The sequence below is a fragment of the Streptomyces sp. NPDC001663 genome (assembly GCF_042893105.1).
Classification (GTDB): domain Bacteria; phylum Actinomycetota; class Actinomycetes; order Streptomycetales; family Streptomycetaceae; genus Streptomyces.
In genome coordinates this window covers 81,220-96,727 of the sequence record NZ_JBIAUR010000013.1, presented here as the reverse complement: position 1 = coordinate 96,727, position 15,508 = coordinate 81,220, and the positions used below count along the sequence as shown (strand labels likewise).

The following is a 15,508-nucleotide window of genomic DNA, read 5'->3' as shown; positions in this document are numbered from 1 at the left end:
ACCCGACGCCGCATCTGCCGGCCCCGCCCCGGTCGGCCAGTGCGGCAGCACATCGGAGACCCGCCTTGCGCCTCATCACCACGCACGACGCGCCGACCACCGGCCTGCGCGGCATCGGAGACACCAGCTGGCACACCCGCGGAGCGTGCTACGGCATGGACGTCGAGGACGCCGACGCCGTGTTCTTCCCCGGGCCCCGGGACCACGAAGAGATCGCGGAGGCGAAGGAGCTGTGCGGCTGGTGCCCGGTCCGCCGCGACTGCCTCGACTTCGCCCTGGAGAACGTTCTCAAGGAGGGCGTCTGGGGCGGCCTCACCGAAGCCGAGCGGCGCCCGCTGCACGACAACCTGCACCAGCGCCTCGACTACCGGCGCGTGACCGCCTTCTTCCAGGGACGCGACGTGCACCTGACCGAGGCCGAGCGGCAGGTCGTCATCGACCACGCCTACGTCCGGGGCTGGCGGCCCTACCAGCTCGCCGCCGCCCTGCAGATCAGCCACAAGCACGCCCGCGACCTGCTGCGGCAGTCCGCCAACAAGGTCTTCGACCGCGACCGCACGTACGGCGTTCCCCGCCCCAAGAAGAAGCGCAAGAAGACCTCCCCGACAGGGGACAGTCCCGCGCCCGCCAGGCCCGGTGCACAGCAACCCGCAACACGCCCGGCGACGCCGACTCCGGCACCCGCCCCTCTCGGAAAGGCCGCATGACCCCCACCGCTGCACCCCCCGCCGTCACGCCCGTCGGGTTCTGGGACCGCCTCGCCATCGTGGTCCTCGGCCTCGCCGGATGCGCGCTCAGCTACGACGCCCTGCAGCAGATGGCCGTCGCCATCCACATCCGCGGATTGCTCACCTACCTCTTCCCCCTCGTGATCGACGGCTTCATCGCCTACGGGGTACGCGCCCTGCTGGTCCTCTCCCAGGCCCCGCTGCGGGCCCGGCTCTACGTCTGGGTGCTCTTCGGTACCGCCACCGCCGCAAGCATCTGGGCCAACGCCCTGCACGCGGTCCGCCTCAACCAGCAGACCACGCACTCGGGTCTGCGCCTGGGCGACACGGTCGTCGCCATCCTTTCCACCCTCGCCCCTCTGGCCCTGGCCGGCGCGGTCCACCTCTACATCCTCATCACCCGCCACCACCCGGGTGCCGGATACACGGCGGACCAGACAGAGGAGATGTCCACCGAACGGATCACGGACCACGCTCCCGCCTCTATCCCTGCACCGGAGCGGACCGGCCCGGCGGACCGTCCGGCAGACCCTTCGGACCGCGGGCAGGGACCAGCATCGCAAGGGGGGCCTGAGAGCGCGGACCACCGCGGCGCGACGGGCCAAGGCCACTCGCGGACCGCGGACCAGGCCACCGAGACCGTCCCGACGGACCACGATGCCCCGGCCATGGACCAACGGACCAACCCAACCCCGGACCAGGCTGCGGGCCACGACACGGCTGCTGCGGACCAGCAGACCGGCGATGGTCCGCAGGGCGTCGAAGGCGGCGGGCGGACCAGGAAGACCACAGGTCAAGGGGCCCAAGGCTCCCATGGCCCGGCGGAGCACGACCGAGCGGACCAGGGGCCCGGACCGGCCCATGACCTTGGTCCGGCTGGTGCGGAACAGGGCGCCCCGGCGGACCACATGCCGGACCACGAGCACCCTCGGACCACGGACCGATCCACCGAGTCCGCCACCGCGGACGGCAACACCCCGGACCACACGGACCAGCCCGCGGACCGTCCGGCGGACCACAACGAGGACGGGTCATCGGGCGCACCGCAAGGGGCGCGGACCGCGGACCACGGAACCTCGCACGCACCGCGGACCACGTCTGCGGACCAGAACGACGAGGTCCCGTGGGAGACGAAGGTCGAGGTCGCCCGCCAAGCCGCTCTCGAAGCAGGTCGTATGACCCGCTCGGTCCTACGACCCCACCTGCGGCGCCACAACATCACCATCAGCAACGAGGGCTTCAGCAAGCTCCAGGCTCAGCTCTACGCAGACCCGAAGCTCGCGCACCTGCCCCGCACGACGAGGAAGCCGTGATGAAGACCTGCCATCAGTTCGACACCGTCCGCGCGGAGTACGAGCGGGAGATCGGCTTCATGCTCGCCCACTCCCAGCGGAACGAGGACAGGCCGGCGGCGAAGTCCAGCGCAACGCGGGCTGCCTCGACGAAGAAGCGGATGGCCCGGGCGCTGTCCAGCCACGTCGGGCGCTGCCCCGAGTGCGGATGACCCGGCAAGACACCAGCTCAACTCCCCTATCCGCCAAGGGTGGCCCGGCCTCGTGCCGGCCCACCGCCCCCGCTTACGGAGACACACTGTGATTCCGCGTCCCCCTCGTTCATCCGAGCCCACCGTCGCCGAGGCCGGCGCCTGGGCGGACGTGTTGGTCCGTCGGCGACTTCTGCATGCCGCTGTGCTCACGCCCACCGGCCAGTGGCTCGTCCAGGAGCACCTCGACGGACCTGTCCGCATCCTTGCGGGACCGGCCGATCTCCTCGCGCTGACCGCGACCATCCAGCACCGCACTCGCTCCACGAGGCCCGAATCCCGATGACGAACCCCGCTCAAAACGGCACCCCCCCGGAACCTGCTCCCGACTCCAACTCGGTCTCATGCGGAGCAAGTTGGGGCGGAAGCGTAGCTTCCGCCAACCCCGCCCCCAAGGGGGGCGGGGAGGACCTGCACCGGGGGGCGCAGGTCCATCAGGCTTCGACCGGGGGCGGATCGAAGCCGGGGCAGGAAGAGAAGCCGACCCCACGTCGCGACCGCCGTGAGCGCGCTGCCCGCGCTCGTCAGCGTCCTCGTCAGCCGCGCGCCACGAAGCGCCTGCACCAGCCCAACACCCGTTTCAACGAAGAAGAGTTCGCGCTGATCAAGTCCGCCGCCGCCCGGTGCAACCTGTCCGTCGCCGGGTTCCTCGCCCGCGCCGCGCTCGCCGCAGCCCGTGACCTCGACCGCACGAGCGCCGAGATCGCCGACGAACGCGAAGTGATCACCGCGCTGTTCGACAGCCGCCGCAAGCTCGGCTGGGCCGGCAGCAACCTCAACCAGGCCGTGAAGGCCCTCAACTCCGGTGCAGCAGCACCCCAGCTGGAAGCGGCGATCGCTGCGGTCCACCTCGCGGCCGAGACCGTCCGCGATGCCTCCGCCCGCCTGATCGAACAGCGTGCCGCGTGATCCCCAGCGTCAACGACACCGGATCGAAGACCTTCGGTCTCCTCAAATACCTCTACGAGACCGGTAAGTACGAGGACCACACTGACCCCCATCTCGTCGCCTCCTTCGATGGCATGGCCCCCGACCCCGGCCGCAACCCGAACGCCACCCTCGAAGACCTCCAGCAGCTCCTGGACCAGCCCGTGATGGCGCTGCCGAAGCACGCGCGTCCGGCCAAGCACGTCTGGCACACCTCCGTCCGTGCGACGGCGGACGACCGGATCCTGTCCGACGAGGAATGGGGTGAGATCGCCCGGCGGATCGTGGCCGCCGCCGGCATCGACCCCGGCGACGGGCAGCCCGGCTGCCGCTGGGCCGCCGTACGTCACGCCGACGACCACATCCACATCGTCGCCACCCTGGTGTGCGAGGACGGCTCCCGCCCCGACGACTTCCGCTCCGGCAAACGCGCCCAGGCCGAGTGCCGCCTCATCGAAGAAGAACTCGGCCTCCACCAGGTCAATGCCGGTGACGGCACCGCCGCCCAGCGGCCCACCAGCGCCGAACGCCACAAGGCCGAGCTCCAGGGCCGCGAGCGCACCGCGCGAGAAGAACTGCGCGAGACCGTGCGGCGGGCGGTGGCCGGCGCGACGGGCGAGGAGGAGGTCTTCGACCGGCTGGCCGCCGCGGGCCTGCTGATCCGCAAGCGGTTCGCCCCCTCCGGGGACCTGCTCGGCTACAAGGTCGCGCTGCCCGACGACCGCAACAAGGACGGCGAAGCCGTCTTCTACCCCGGCGCGCGCCTCGCACCGGACCTGTCCTGGCCCCGGATCCGGGAACGCTGGTCCGCCGACCGCCACGTCCAGGACGCCGTACCCACCGGACCGAAAGACCGTACGGCGCCGGGCGGCCCGTCTGCGGCCCGCCGTCGTACGGCAGCAGCGGCATGGCAGGCCGTACTCCTCATCGAGTACGGCGCCGACGCGGTCGCCGCCGCCCACATCGCCTCCGCCGGCGAGGTCCTAGACGCCCTGGCCAAGACGTCCGCCGCCCACACCCGGACCCAACTGCGCGAGGCCGCCTTCGTCTTCGAGCGTGCCTCCCGTTCCCACGTCCGGGCCGAGCGCGGGCACGACCGGGCGCTGCGCCAGGCCGCTCGCGACCTCGTCCGCAGCGGCCCGGCCCTCGGCCGGGGCGAGGACGGCACCACGACCGCGATGGCGATCGACATGCTGTTCTTCCTCATCACCGCCGCCGGCCACTGGCATGCGAAGAAGGGCCACGCCCAGCAGGCCGCCGCCGCCCACCAGGCCGCCGAACATCTGCGCGCCGCCTACCAGTTGGCCGCCGCCCAGCCGCTCGGCGCCCTCTACCAGCGCGGCCGGCACCTGGGACGGCCTCTCCTCCAGCGGCAGACGACAGTCCTGCGCGAGGCGCTGCCCCAGCTAGCGGAGCAGATCCTCGCAGAGCCCGGCTGGTACGCGCTCGCCGCCACCCTCACCGACGCCGAAACCGCCGGCCACGATCCCGCCGGCCTCCTGGCCGACGCCGCCGCACGGCGGGAACTGGGCACGGCAGAGTCCGTCAGCGACGTCCTGGTCTGGCGCCTGCGCAGGGCCGCGGGCCTGCCCGCCGGCACCAGCACCATGGCCACCAGCACCGTTCAGCCGGATGAGTCGGGACACCGTACGGGGCGGAACGCGTCACGGAGGTCCGGGTCCCGGCGCGGACGGAGGTGACTGTGGAATGTGTGAATTGAAGCAGGCCGGGACGTGGGGCACGATCATGACGCGTGCTGGGCGAGACGAAGGGGAACACCGGATTGTTTGAGCGGATACGCCGCCGTCGTGGAGCGGACACCGAAGAATTGCGCCGTGTCCACGAGCGGATGTGGGCAGGACTGGAGAGCTGGGTGCCGCCCGAGGCGGAACGGATCCGGGCCGCGATCGCAGCGGAGGAGACGGCCGCGGTGGTGGACGACTTCCTTCCCCCGGACCTGCAGGTCGCGAGCCACGATCAGCTGGACGGGCGGATGATGCCCTGGACCCAGCCGCTCGTCATCGACGGCGAGATGGCCACGTGCGCGACCTGCGGGGCATACCGGGACTGGCTCGTCCTCTCGACCCGCGACGAGATCTGGCTGCGCTGCCGGGCAGGCCACCAGCAGCACGAAACACGCCTCGACACCGCCTGGTACAACCGGCACGCCGCGCCGGCGGACGCGACGCACGCCACGTTCGAGGACTGCCTGCGCCACCTCGGGCACTGACTCCCACTCCTACGACCCCACCGGGCCCGCGGGCCCGTACTGACCACCCGTCGCCCAGCACCAAGGGGTCAGTTCCGCATGCGCGTTCGCGTCACCACCACCGCCCTCGGCCTCGTCGCCGCCACCGCTCTCGGCCTGTACGCCTGCTCCACCGACACCAGTGAGCCGAAGCCCACCACCCCGTCCTCCGCTCGCACCGGGACACCGGCGGACGACAGCACGGCGTCCGAGACCCCTCTGTCGTCGGTGGCGCTGGCCGCACGCCTGCTCAGCGAGCAGGATCTCGGCAGCGGCTACACCACCAAGCCGGAAAGCGCCTCCGCCCAGCATGACGACGTGACCGTCCTGGGCTGCCCGGCCCTCAGCAACCTGGGCGGCGACGCGGTCACCGGAGGGTTGCTCGACTTCCCCCACCGGGCGAAGGCCGCCTTCGTCTACGCCGGCAGCGGCAACTCGGAGGTCGCCGAGGAGCTGTACAGCGACGCCCCCGGCAAGTTGTCGGTCGGCACCGCGCGGATCTTCGACGCCATGGCCGACTGCCCCGAGTACCAGGTCCTCGTCGGCGGCACGGCGATAGACGTGACCACGCAAGCGGTTATCGCCCCGCGTCTCGGCCAGGAGCGGTGGAGTCAGCTGCTGACCTTCTCCACCGGAGGAAGGGACACCGTGGTGAAGCAGACCGCGATCCGCGAGGGGAGCCTGTTGCTGATCGTCTCCGGCTCACCAGCCCTCGTTGACCGACACCTCGACCAGGCCCTCACCAAGGCCGCAGCGACCCGCTGACACGCCGTATGAAGGGGCGCCGACCACCATCGCGGTGGTCGGCGCCCCTTCATACGGCGTAGTCGCAGCGGGAACGACGCAGCGGCCCATGTCCGTACCGTCGTCAGCCGCGCAGCGAACCGCACTGGACCTCTGGATCTTGCTCCGCCAGGTCTCGCTGGACGCCAGGTCCCCAGGATCTGCCGCCAACCTGGTGATGACATGCTGCCACCGCTACTGCCCCGCTAATCCTGAGTCAGGGGCAGTAGGATTTGGTGTTGATCTGGAGTGCGGTCAGTGTGCCGAACAAGCCGTACGGTGCAGCCATGTCATCGTTCGGCGCGATGCAATACTGCCGCCCGAAGCTTGTTCTGATCCTGACGATGTCGTCGTTCCGCGTGTTGAATACAGCGAAGTCGTTTTCTCGTCGCGGGTATTGCCATTGGTTCTCGTGACCCGAAAGTCGCTGCACTACGGGAGAGCCGACAGTGGCGTCTCTATAAATGCAGACGGTAGGCCAGGTACAGCCGTAGGCCGAACTTTTCGGCGCGGATTGAGCGGCGGGCGCAATCAGTGTCGGGCCGACGAGAGTTGCGGCCAAGAGTCCAACTGTCGCTGCACTTCTACTCATCGACCGCATGGCAACCTCCGCCTCGACGGATGGACGGCTGGGACTGTGTCAGAGCAGCGAGCGATCAGGAGCGAGCGGAACATTTCCTTGAGCGTCGAACGCCTCCTGCATCAAGGTTCCGTTCGTCCTCGCTATACACCGTTGCTACTTCCATGATGCCCCTTGGCGCAAGCCGCCGCATCTGCAGGCATCAATTCCTTGCGAGCGCTGGGAATTTACCGTTTATGCCCACTTCGTCGTGTCGCTTCTGCATCTTCCAACGGAAATTCGATCCCGGGCGCCGGGAAAGAATAGGTTGTCTTGGCAGGAGGGAGGGCATCCTCTGCTGGACGTATCAACGGCTGTCAGCGCCGATCCGCCTGATTGTGTTACTGAGCTTGAACTCGGGTTGTCGTAGCCGCTGACGGGGCTTGCTGGCGAGCGGAACGTGCAAGGGCCCTGCCTCCCTGCCCGGGAGGCAGGGCCCTTGCACGCCGATGGGGTGCCGTGGGCACTCAGCTGGCCGGGGCTCGGAGAAGCCGGTCCCGGGTGCTCTCGGGCAGCACGCGGCGCAGGACAGGGGCTGTGCAGCTCAGGGAGCCAGCGAACGCTGCGACAAGGTCGTGCGGCACGCTGCCGCTGAACGACGCCGCCCACAGGCAGGGAGCACCGAGCATCGGCTCGGCCCACGCCTGCCATCCAGCCAGGCCCGTCTCATCTCCTGCGGTACCCAGAGTGCGCGGGTCAGCGTCCTGGATGAGGGGCGGCATCTCGCCGAGGGTGAGGTGCGAGGTGAACGTCGGGTCCATTGCGCTGGCATCGGGCTGGTCGATGTCGCGGAGCCAGCCCTGTGCGGTGACGGCGTCGAGGACGAGCTCGGGCGCGGCGAACTGCTCGGCGGGCTGCTCGCGGGCGTCGAGCGCGAAGAGGAAGTCGACGATGACCTCGCCGGGGACGTCGGGGGTGAAGTAGGCGGACCACTGGGCGAGCGGGCTGGCGGTGTCCGCGCGGGCGGACACGTGCCAGGCGATCGGTAGCTCGCCGAGGTAGAACGGCTCGTCCGCGAGGACCCACTGGGCCCAGCGCAAGGCGTCGGGACTGAAGTGCAATACGGTAGAGCGCAGGACCTGCCGGTCCTCCGGCGCCTCATCCAGCTCCCGACGTCCGCGCAGGATCGTCAGGCTCGTCCAGCCGAGGCCGGTGAGCGTATCGGCGACGGCGTCGTAGAGCCGTCCGTCGTCGCCGGCCAGGTGGCGGGGACCGACCCAGTACGCGCCCTGGGCCTTGTTCGGGGCAGGCGGGTCGAACGGGAAGTCGGGATTCAGAGGCGCCTCCAACGGCTAGTGGGGAATCTACTGCCCGCCAGCAGTGCGGCGGGGACGGCGCGTGGGCGCCCGGACGGGGCCCTGCCAGACCAGCAGGATGGCGACCTCGGGCGGCAGATGTCCGAGCTGCGCGTCCGCGTCCCGGCCCTCCGCGAGATAGACAACCTTTCGTCCGGTTACGTCCGTCGCCTGAACCACTTGTTCCAGGCCGTGCTCCATCGGGACGAAGGGATTCATCGCCAGACGCACCGGAGTACCGGGGTCGCGGGCGGACAGCAGGTCGATGAGTTCGCCGACGGTGATCTCGGAACGGCGCACGGACGGCCTCCTTGGGTGACAGAACACGAGTGAGGGACGCAGGCCCTGGAACGCTGGCGTCATACGCACCGAGAGGTCTCCAGGATGCGCGCCACGGCCGCAGCTACGACGGCTGCTGGCGTCTCCACGTCGAACGAGACGCTGTAACCGGCGACCTTCGCCGTACCAGTGACGGCGATCTTCCACCCCTCGCCATTGGTGCCGGGTCGGCCAAGGGGAAACCAACCGAGAGAAGCGGCCGTCCGCCGAGTTGACATGCGCGTCCGCCCGGTCGTCCACGACCAGGTGGAAAGCCTCGGCGGTGAACTGATCCATGACAAGGGTCGGCTGGCCGGGACCAAGCTGCCACTCCCGCAGTCTTAGGGCCTCGGCAGTGGTGGAGAATCCAGGGCTCATAGGAGCCGCGGTCACGGGCAATCACCTTCCTGACCTGGGGATTTCCTGGAAGATGATCTACGTTGACATGCTGGCGCACTCGTTGGCCAGTCCTTCGCGCGTCTTTCCTGTCTGCCCCCGGCGAACTTGCCAGGTCAACAGATAGACCCACAGGTCGCAGCGCCCTCCGCGCGCCGAGGGCAACTACCTGATCGCCAGCTTCCACGATCTCTGACCTTCTGAAAGCACGAAGGGCCCAAGAGTCGTCTTGGACTCCCGGGCCCTGGTGTCAGGGTGCGTGCAGTGGTGTCAGTCTTCACCGGATGGAGTGTTCGCGTCGGTGCGGCGAGCGCGCGCGGTCACGAGAATTCCGATACCGCTGGCGACAAGGAGTCCTGCGCCCCCGACGAGCCAGGGGCTGGCATCGGCTCCGGTGTGGGCGAGGGAGCCGGACGGGGTCGTCGACGTGGTCTCGTCGGACGCATCGGACGCCGGCGAGGAGTCGGTGTCCGTCATCGCGGAGTCCGCCGGACGCGCCGACGTGCCGCCGACCGCCTTGTCGCCCTGCGTGGTCGCCGTGTTGCTCGGCTGGTCCGTCGCCTTCTCGGTCGGAGCAGGGCTCGAGCCAGTCGCGGTCTTGGAGTTGGTGACGGTCACGGTGACCGGGGCGCCGGGCCCGGCGGTGAACGTCTTCGTGGGCTTGTACAGGGCGTAGCCGGAGGGCGCCTTGGTCTGCTTGACCCAGAACTGCGTCGTACGGCTGGAGATCGGCAGGTCCCCGGAGGCCGTGCCCTTCGGGCCCGTCGTGAGGGTGAGGAGGGTCGTGCCACCGGTGCCGATGTTGACGGTGGAGCCGGGCAGCAGCTTGCCGTTCTTGTTGTCCTTGGCCTTCAGGATGAGATGGGCGGGCTTGAAGGGGTCGATGACCGTCACGGGGGCGGTCGCGCCGGGGGCGACGATGACGTCCTGGTCGGCGGCGACGTCGTGGAGCGGGCTGCCGGAGTCCGTCTCCTTCAGTCGGTAGACGCCGGGAGCAAGGTCGGGGAAGGTCAGCTTCCCCTGTGCGTCGGTCCTCCCTCGTCCGGTCTCCTGGCCGGTGGAGTCGAGCAGGAGGAACGAGGCGCCGGGAAGGACGTCTCCGGCCGTGTCCTTCGTGGTGATCGCGACGCTGCCCGCATCCGCTGCCGACGTCTCGGCGGGAGCAGCGGAGGCCGAGGGCGTCGGCTCGGACGCCTGGGCGGTTGCGGCCGTGGCGCAGGTGAGGGCGGCGGTCAGCGCGGCGGCGAGGGCAGCGGATCTGCTGGCGCCACGGGCGAAGCGGGCATGCACGAGAAGGGGGCTCCTTGATCGAGTGGTGGGGAGGTCATCGGGTCCGGCCAGAGGCCGTCGCCGGTGGCGGGGCGGCAGGTGAGTACCTGGGCGGCGGTTTGGTTGCCGTTGTGGCGACGTAGAGGTGGCGACGGGTGTGGAAGGGGACGTCCTGGACGGTGCGGTGCAGCGGCTCGGTGGAGATCAGTGAGGCGGTGAAGGCCGCGACGAGGGTGGTGGGCGTACCGAACGAGAAGTGCGCCTGCCAGTACGGTTCGCTCGGGTAGCCGCCCCAGGCTCGCCAGGCCGCTGTGCCGAAGTCCTTGGTGGCGTACCGGTGCCGTACGCCGCCGAGCCTGTCCGGGGCGAAGAAGGTCTGCGTGCCGTCGGTCTTGACGTCGTGGCTCCAGCCCCGGGCGAACAGGTGTGCGTACCCCTCGTACGGTGCAGTGGGGTCGTCGAAGAGCCGGTCCTGGTCGCTGGTGCGGTCGTCCCGGTGGACGTCGAGGAGTTCGGCGTGGACGTCGTGGAGCAGTTCGACGGGGGTGGTGGCGTCGAACGTGATCTTCCAGTCGGTCTGCCCGAACGGGGCACGGTTGGCGCCGATGGTCCATGTCCCCTTGCCCCGCTTTTCGGGTTCGGGGGTGAAGCTGGTCCACAGGCGAAGGCAGGGGCTGGTGGCGTAGGCCGTTCCTTCGTCGGGCTGGTGCAGTGACCAGTCCTCGTCGAAGGGGAACGGTCAGGCCGTGTGGAGGTCCACCGGGCCGGGGCCGGCCAGGTGGCGCGGGAGAACCCTTACGGGCTGGGTGGGGTCGAGGTCTTTGAAGGGGTCGGGCGACACGAAGGGGGGCTCCTGCCGGGAAAGGCCACGCGGGGGAAAGGGCCTGGGAGGACTGGGATTCAGCGGGCGCGGCCACTGGCCCGTGCGCTCGGCCGGGCGGGCGCCGGGTGAGTGGTACGGCAAGCAGGGCGGCTCGGTGGGGACGCGGCCCACGCGCCGGGGAACCACACGGCGGTGTACTGCTCGATCGCGTCGCGCAGTCCGGTCGTGACGGCGCCTTCCCACGGCGGCCGGCCGGGGCGGTGGTAGGTGCTGAACGTGCCGTACTGCTTGGTGTTCACCCGGGTGTTGTGGGCTTCGTCGCGGCGGTGGAAGGTGCCGTGATCCACGAAGCTGAGGGTCACCGCGTCGATCTCACCGCGGTCCGGGTGGACGAGTGCCAGGCGCAGGCCGCCGTAGGTGTCCGCGTGGATGGTCTTGGTGAAGTCGATCCGCAGCCGCAGCGGTGTGTCCGGGATGGGGGCGGCGAAGTAGGTGTTGCCCACGACGGTGCTGTCGTGGAAGGGGAGGCACAGTTCGGCGAAGAACTCGGGGGCCTGCAGGGCTATATCGCTCCTTCCCGCGTGGATGGGTCGTGTGGATCAGCGGCGAAGGCCCGGGCTGGGGCTCAGGGCCGGTGCGGGCGGGGGTGTGGCGGTGGTCCACCGGCGCACACTGCGGGCCGGTGCGGCGGCTGGGCGGCGGGCTGCGGCGGCCCGCTGGATGTCGAGCGGGGTCGGCGCAGTTGGCCGGGGCGGTGTGACGGGGGTGAGCCGGGCCAGCTGGGCGAGTCGCGGGTCGAGTGAGTCCCTGTAGCGCAGGACGGGGGTGGGGTCGGCGAGGGCGGCGGCGGTGGCAGCGATCAGGTGCTTGGGCGTGCGTGCGGTGAAGGTCGCCTCGGCGCGGGTTGCCCATCCCTGCGGTCCGGCCCACAAAGTCACGGTCTCGGCGTCGGGGCTGGCGGTGACGACATCGATGCTCGCTCCGGCCAGGCCGTCCGGGGAGACGACCTCCACCCTGCCGCGTGCGAGGGGTCCCTTCTCCCAGCCCGCGTCGAGCAACGGCCGCAGCGCGTCGCTCCAGAAGTACGACCGCGAGGTGAGGAAGGAGTCGCTGTCTTCGTCCCACTCGGCGGCCAGGGCGCGGGTGAGTCCTTCGACGATCTCGGGTGGCGTGTTCTGGTTGATGCGCGCCGTCCAGCGGGCAGCAGAGATGGGGTCCTCGGCGGCGCTGATCAGCCACGTGTCGTGGTCGTCGCCGAGCCATCCGATGCGGATGCGGTGGTCCGGCGAGGTGACCACCAGCTGGCACGGGCCGGCGTCGAGGCGGTGATGGGGCCAGTGGGCCACCGGGTGGAAGCTGGGGTCGGCGTGACCCGGCAGCCCGGCGAGGTAGCGGGGAGAGACGTAGACGTCCCCGCCGATGTCGTTCGAAGGCACAAAGATCCTGAGGAGTGAGGGGATGGGCAGGGTGGATCAGCCGGGGAGCAGTGCGGCTTCGAGGTCGGAGACCCGGCCGGTGTAGTGCAGGGTGTACAGGCCCAGGCGCTCGGCGGCCTGGCAGTTCTCCGCCCGGTCGTCGACGAACAGCACCCGCCGCGGGTCCCGGGCTCCGGTCGCGGCCACGGCCTGCTGGTAGGCGGCGGGGTCGGGCTTGTTCGTCTGGAGACGGGCTGAGTAGAAGGCGCCGGTCATGAGCCGGCGGCACCAGTCGGTGGCGTCGAGGACGTCGCTGAGGTGGGCGGGCGCGTTCGACAGCAGGAACAGCGGCAGCCCGCTGGAGTGGGCGCGCTCCAAGACCGTGAGGACGCGGTCGTCCGTGGTGGTCCACATGTCGGTGTCGGCGGCGCGCAGTTGACGCAGTTGGCGGGGCCCCGGGTGGGCGCCGAGGACCTTCGCCCAGTACGCCATATCGCTCAACTGGCCTGCGTCGTACGCCGGTCGGGCGCTCCAGACGGCCTCCTGGAATCCCGCGAGACCGTGCTCGGGCCAGTGGGCGGTGCGGGCGAGGTGCTGCCACTGATCAAGGTGGGGCTGGCGGCCGATGACGCCGTTGTAGTCGAGGATCGCGGCGTCGAGGCCGGGGTGTGCGGTGATGGTGCGGGTCAAGGGGCGGTGTTCTCCAGGGCTCGGTGGGCGAGGGCGGCGACGGCGGCTGCGAGCAGGGCGGGCAGCAGCAGAGCCGTGGACAAGGAGGTGGCGCTGGCGAAGGCGCCGATGAGGGCGGGTCCGGCGAGCAGGCCGAGGTAGCCGGTGACGGAGACCGTGGCCACCGCGGTGGGTCCGCCGGCCCCGGCGGCGGTGATGAGCGAGGGGATGGTGGTGGACAGCCCGAGGCCGAAGACCGCCCACCCGGCCAGGGCGAGCGGCACGCTGTCGGCCGACGCGCCGATGGCCAGCCCGGCCGCGGCCAGCAGCGCGCCGGCCCGGACCACGGTGGGGGCGCCGACGGCGGCGGTGAGCTTGTCGCCGATCAACCGTCCCGTCATCATGGCGCCGCTATAGAGGGCAAACGCTGTGGCGCTGACGGCCGTTGTGGCGTGCAGGCTGTGCAGGTGGACGGCGGCCCAGTCGGCGGCGGCACCCTCTCCGAGCAGGATCGCGGCGGCCAGGGCGCCCAGCAGCCACAGCTTCGCTGCCGACAACGCCCGGCCGCCCTGGTCGGCCCCGGGCCCAGTGAACGCTGCCGGTTGCCCGGTCCCCGTCAGGGCGAGGGTGCGTGATGCGTTGGCGACCACGAGGACGACCAGGGCCAGGCCGGTCACCAGGAAGATGGCGGTGTGCGGCATACGGGCTGTCGCGGCGGCGAGGCCGGCGCCGGCGAGGGCGCCGCCGGAGTAAGCGGCGTGCAGGGACGCCATGATGGGCCGGCCGACGGCGTTCTGGCAGCGCACGGCCGCCGTGTTGAGGGCGACATCCAGGATTCCGTGCGCAGCCCCGAAGAGCAGCGCGGCCACAAGCAGCGAGGCGAGGGTGGTGCACTGGCCCAGGACGGCGAGACATCCGGCGAGTCCGGCCCCGCCGCTAATGGTGAGGGCGGGCAGCAGCTCGGGCCGGGCGAGCCGGCCGCCGGTGGTGAGTCCGGCGACCATGCCGAGGGCGGCGGCCAGCAGCACCAACGACAGGCGTCCGGTGCTCAGGTGGGCGGCGTGCTGGACCGCGGGCATCCGTGCACCCCAGAGGGCCATCACCGCGCCGAGTCCCAGGAAGTAGCCGGTCAGCACGACCCGCTCGCGGCGGGCGGAGGCGAGCAGATGGCTCATGCGACCCTGCCGTCGGCGAGCGCATGGGGGGTGCGGGGTGTGATGTGGATGTCGAGGCTGCCCAGGGCCTGTTCGGCGCGAGCCTGCGCCACGGCGGAGGTGGGCGCGGTGGTGATCAGGTAGCCGATGCGGGCGGTGAACATGTCGCCCCCGTCGGCGGGCAGCAGCAGGTCGTCGCCGACGTGGTGCTGGAAGTGGATCCGCTCCAGCCACGACGGCCTCTCGCCCTCGTACGCCAGGCGGTCGAGGGTGCCGGAGGTGGTCGGGTAAAGGAGGCGGATCGCGGCGGCCGAGGCGCGGGTGGGGGTGAGATCGGGGGCGCGGTCGCAGGCGATGTCGGCGGCGGCGCGCGGCAGATCGATGCCGGTGGCGAGGCTCACCAGGTGGCTGATCATGTCGCCGGCGATGCGGCCGTTGACCTCGATGAGGCGGGGGCGGCCGTTGACCAGGCGGAGTTCGACGTGGCTGACGCCGTCGGTGATACCGAGCGCGCGGATCGCCGCTCGCGCGGCGGGTGCCACCGTGGCGAGCAGGGGGTCGGACGCGTCGACCGAGTGCGCCGTCTCTTCGAAGTACGGCGGCATCCCAACCGTCTTGCGGGTGAGGGCGACCACGGTGGTCTCGCCTCGGTGCGTGACGCACTCGACGGAGACCTCGGGCCCATCGAGGTACTCCTCGACCAGGACGCTGCGGCTCTCGCGTCCCAGCCCAGCCGCCCGGTTCGTGAACGCGTAGGCCGCGCCGAGCTGTTCGGGGGTGTCGGCCCGGATGACGCCGATGCTGGCTGCGTGTGCGGCGGGCTTGAGGACGACCGGGTAGCCGATCCGCCTGGCGGCGTCCTGCGCCTCCGACAGGCTGCGGACGCTGACGGAGGCGGCGGAAGGGACGCCGTGCCAGGCGAACAGGGTGCGTGCGGTGGCCTTGTTGCGGCACGCCTGCATCACTTCCGGCCCTGTGGTGGGCAGGCCTAGCTGGCGGGCGAGGCGGGCGACCGGGACGAGACACCACTCGGTCCAGGTGAACGCCCCGGCCAGCCGGTGGCGCTCGGCCAGCACCCGGCCCGCGGCGGACAGCGCTGCCTGGTCGGTCGGGTCGGCGACGACCACGCAGTCGCGGATGTAGGGCACCTCCCACAAGGGCTCCTCGCCGGTGATGAGGACGACGTCGTAGGCGGCGGCCACGGCCTTAAGGCAGGTTCCGCGGTATCCCTCGGCTTCCCGATCGGCTGCGACGACCAGGACGATGGGGCGGTCGGACAAGAACAGGCTCCTCGATGATCTGAAAGGACGGTCGGCGGAAC

General features: G+C 70.7%; 17 protein-coding genes and 1 pseudogene. 7 read left to right on the top strand and 11 right to left on the bottom strand.

Features of this window, described 5'->3' with window-relative positions:
- The first annotated feature begins 65 nt into the window (after positions 1-65).
- From ACFY1L_RS36340 to ACFY1L_RS36330, 3 genes are read left to right on the top strand one after another with little or no spacing between them, the layout of a single operon-like run.
- A complete protein-coding gene (locus ACFY1L_RS36340) occupies positions 66-707 on the top strand; it encodes a WhiB family transcriptional regulator (protein ID WP_388833963.1) in 642 nt (213 codons plus the stop codon).
- Positions 704-2,041, top strand: coding sequence for a DUF2637 domain-containing protein (locus ACFY1L_RS36335; protein WP_388833960.1), 1,338 nt, complete (start codon positions 704-706; stop codon positions 2,039-2,041). Before ACFY1L_RS36340 ends, ACFY1L_RS36335 begins: the two co-directional genes overlap by 4 nt.
- The gene (locus tag ACFY1L_RS36330) at positions 2,041-2,232 is read left to right on the top strand and encodes a hypothetical protein (protein ID WP_388833957.1); all 192 of its coding nucleotides are present in this window, start codon (positions 2,041-2,043) and stop codon (positions 2,230-2,232) included. Before ACFY1L_RS36335 ends, ACFY1L_RS36330 begins: the two co-directional genes overlap by 1 nt.
- 109 nt (positions 2,233-2,341) lie before the next feature.
- Here ACFY1L_RS36330 and ACFY1L_RS36325 read toward each other — a convergent pair whose 3' ends face one another.
- Positions 2,342-2,524, bottom strand: a complete 183-nt coding sequence (locus ACFY1L_RS36325) for a hypothetical protein (protein WP_388833954.1) — start codon at positions 2,522-2,524, stop codon at positions 2,342-2,344.
- A gap of 29 nt (positions 2,525-2,553) precedes the next feature.
- On the opposite strand from ACFY1L_RS36325, the gene ACFY1L_RS36320 reads away from it, so the two are divergent.
- From ACFY1L_RS36320 to ACFY1L_RS36305, 4 genes are all read left to right on the top strand, one after another.
- Entirely contained in the window at positions 2,554-3,180 is a 627-nt protein-coding gene (locus ACFY1L_RS36320; RefSeq protein WP_388833951.1) for a plasmid mobilization protein, read from the top strand.
- Positions 3,177-4,898, top strand: coding sequence for a mobilization protein (locus ACFY1L_RS36315; protein WP_388833948.1), 1,722 nt, complete (start codon positions 3,177-3,179; stop codon positions 4,896-4,898). Before ACFY1L_RS36320 ends, ACFY1L_RS36315 begins: the two co-directional genes overlap by 4 nt.
- Before the next feature lie 83 nt (positions 4,899-4,981).
- The gene (locus tag ACFY1L_RS36310) at positions 4,982-5,428 is read left to right on the top strand and encodes a hypothetical protein (RefSeq protein ID WP_388834752.1); all 447 of its coding nucleotides are present in this window, start codon (positions 4,982-4,984) and stop codon (positions 5,426-5,428) included.
- A 78-nt stretch (positions 5,429-5,506) separates the two neighbouring features.
- Positions 5,507-6,211: a hypothetical protein gene (locus ACFY1L_RS36305; RefSeq protein ID WP_388833945.1), complete on the top strand. Its 705-nt coding sequence runs from the start codon at positions 5,507-5,509 to the stop codon at positions 6,209-6,211.
- 1,104 nt (positions 6,212-7,315) lie between these two features.
- On the opposite strand, the gene ACFY1L_RS36300 is transcribed toward ACFY1L_RS36305, so the two are convergent.
- The 10 genes and pseudogenes from ACFY1L_RS36300 to ACFY1L_RS36255 form a co-directional block, all read right to left on the bottom strand.
- Entirely contained in the window at positions 7,316-8,137 is an 822-nt protein-coding gene (locus ACFY1L_RS36300) for a DUF317 domain-containing protein (RefSeq protein WP_388833943.1), read from the bottom strand.
- A gap of 15 nt (positions 8,138-8,152) precedes the next feature.
- On the bottom strand, positions 8,153-8,443 hold the full coding sequence (locus ACFY1L_RS36295) for a hypothetical protein (RefSeq protein WP_388833941.1): 291 nt from the start codon (positions 8,441-8,443) through the stop codon (positions 8,153-8,155).
- A 59-nt stretch (positions 8,444-8,502) separates the two neighbouring features.
- A pseudogene (locus ACFY1L_RS36290) lies at positions 8,503-8,854 on the bottom strand (DUF317 domain-containing protein).
- A gap of 273 nt (positions 8,855-9,127) precedes the next feature.
- Positions 9,128-10,147, bottom strand: coding sequence for a SpaA isopeptide-forming pilin-related protein (locus ACFY1L_RS36285; protein ID WP_388833938.1), 1,020 nt, complete (start codon positions 10,145-10,147; stop codon positions 9,128-9,130).
- Positions 10,148-10,181: 34 nt separating this feature from the next.
- A complete protein-coding gene (locus ACFY1L_RS36280) occupies positions 10,182-10,838 on the bottom strand; it encodes a DUF317 domain-containing protein (RefSeq protein WP_388834749.1) in 657 nt (218 codons plus the stop codon).
- 188 nt (positions 10,839-11,026) lie between these two features.
- Complete coding sequence (locus ACFY1L_RS36275; RefSeq protein WP_388834746.1) at positions 11,027-11,515, bottom strand: hypothetical protein; 489 nt, start codon at positions 11,513-11,515, stop codon at positions 11,027-11,029.
- 33 nt (positions 11,516-11,548) lie between these two features.
- Entirely contained in the window at positions 11,549-12,385 is an 837-nt protein-coding gene (locus ACFY1L_RS36270; RefSeq protein ID WP_388833935.1) for a DUF317 domain-containing protein, read from the bottom strand.
- 36 nt (positions 12,386-12,421) lie between these two features.
- Positions 12,422-13,054, bottom strand: coding sequence for an HAD-IA family hydrolase (locus ACFY1L_RS36265; RefSeq protein WP_388833932.1), 633 nt, complete (start codon positions 13,052-13,054; stop codon positions 12,422-12,424).
- Positions 13,051-14,208: an MFS transporter gene (locus ACFY1L_RS36260; RefSeq protein ID WP_388833926.1), complete on the bottom strand. Its 1,158-nt coding sequence runs from the start codon at positions 14,206-14,208 to the stop codon at positions 13,051-13,053. Before ACFY1L_RS36260 ends, ACFY1L_RS36265 begins: the two co-directional genes overlap by 4 nt.
- Entirely contained in the window at positions 14,205-15,467 is a 1,263-nt protein-coding gene (locus ACFY1L_RS36255) for an ATP-grasp domain-containing protein (protein WP_388833923.1), read from the bottom strand. Before ACFY1L_RS36255 ends, ACFY1L_RS36260 begins: the two co-directional genes overlap by 4 nt.
- Positions 15,468-15,508 lie beyond the last annotated feature (41 nt).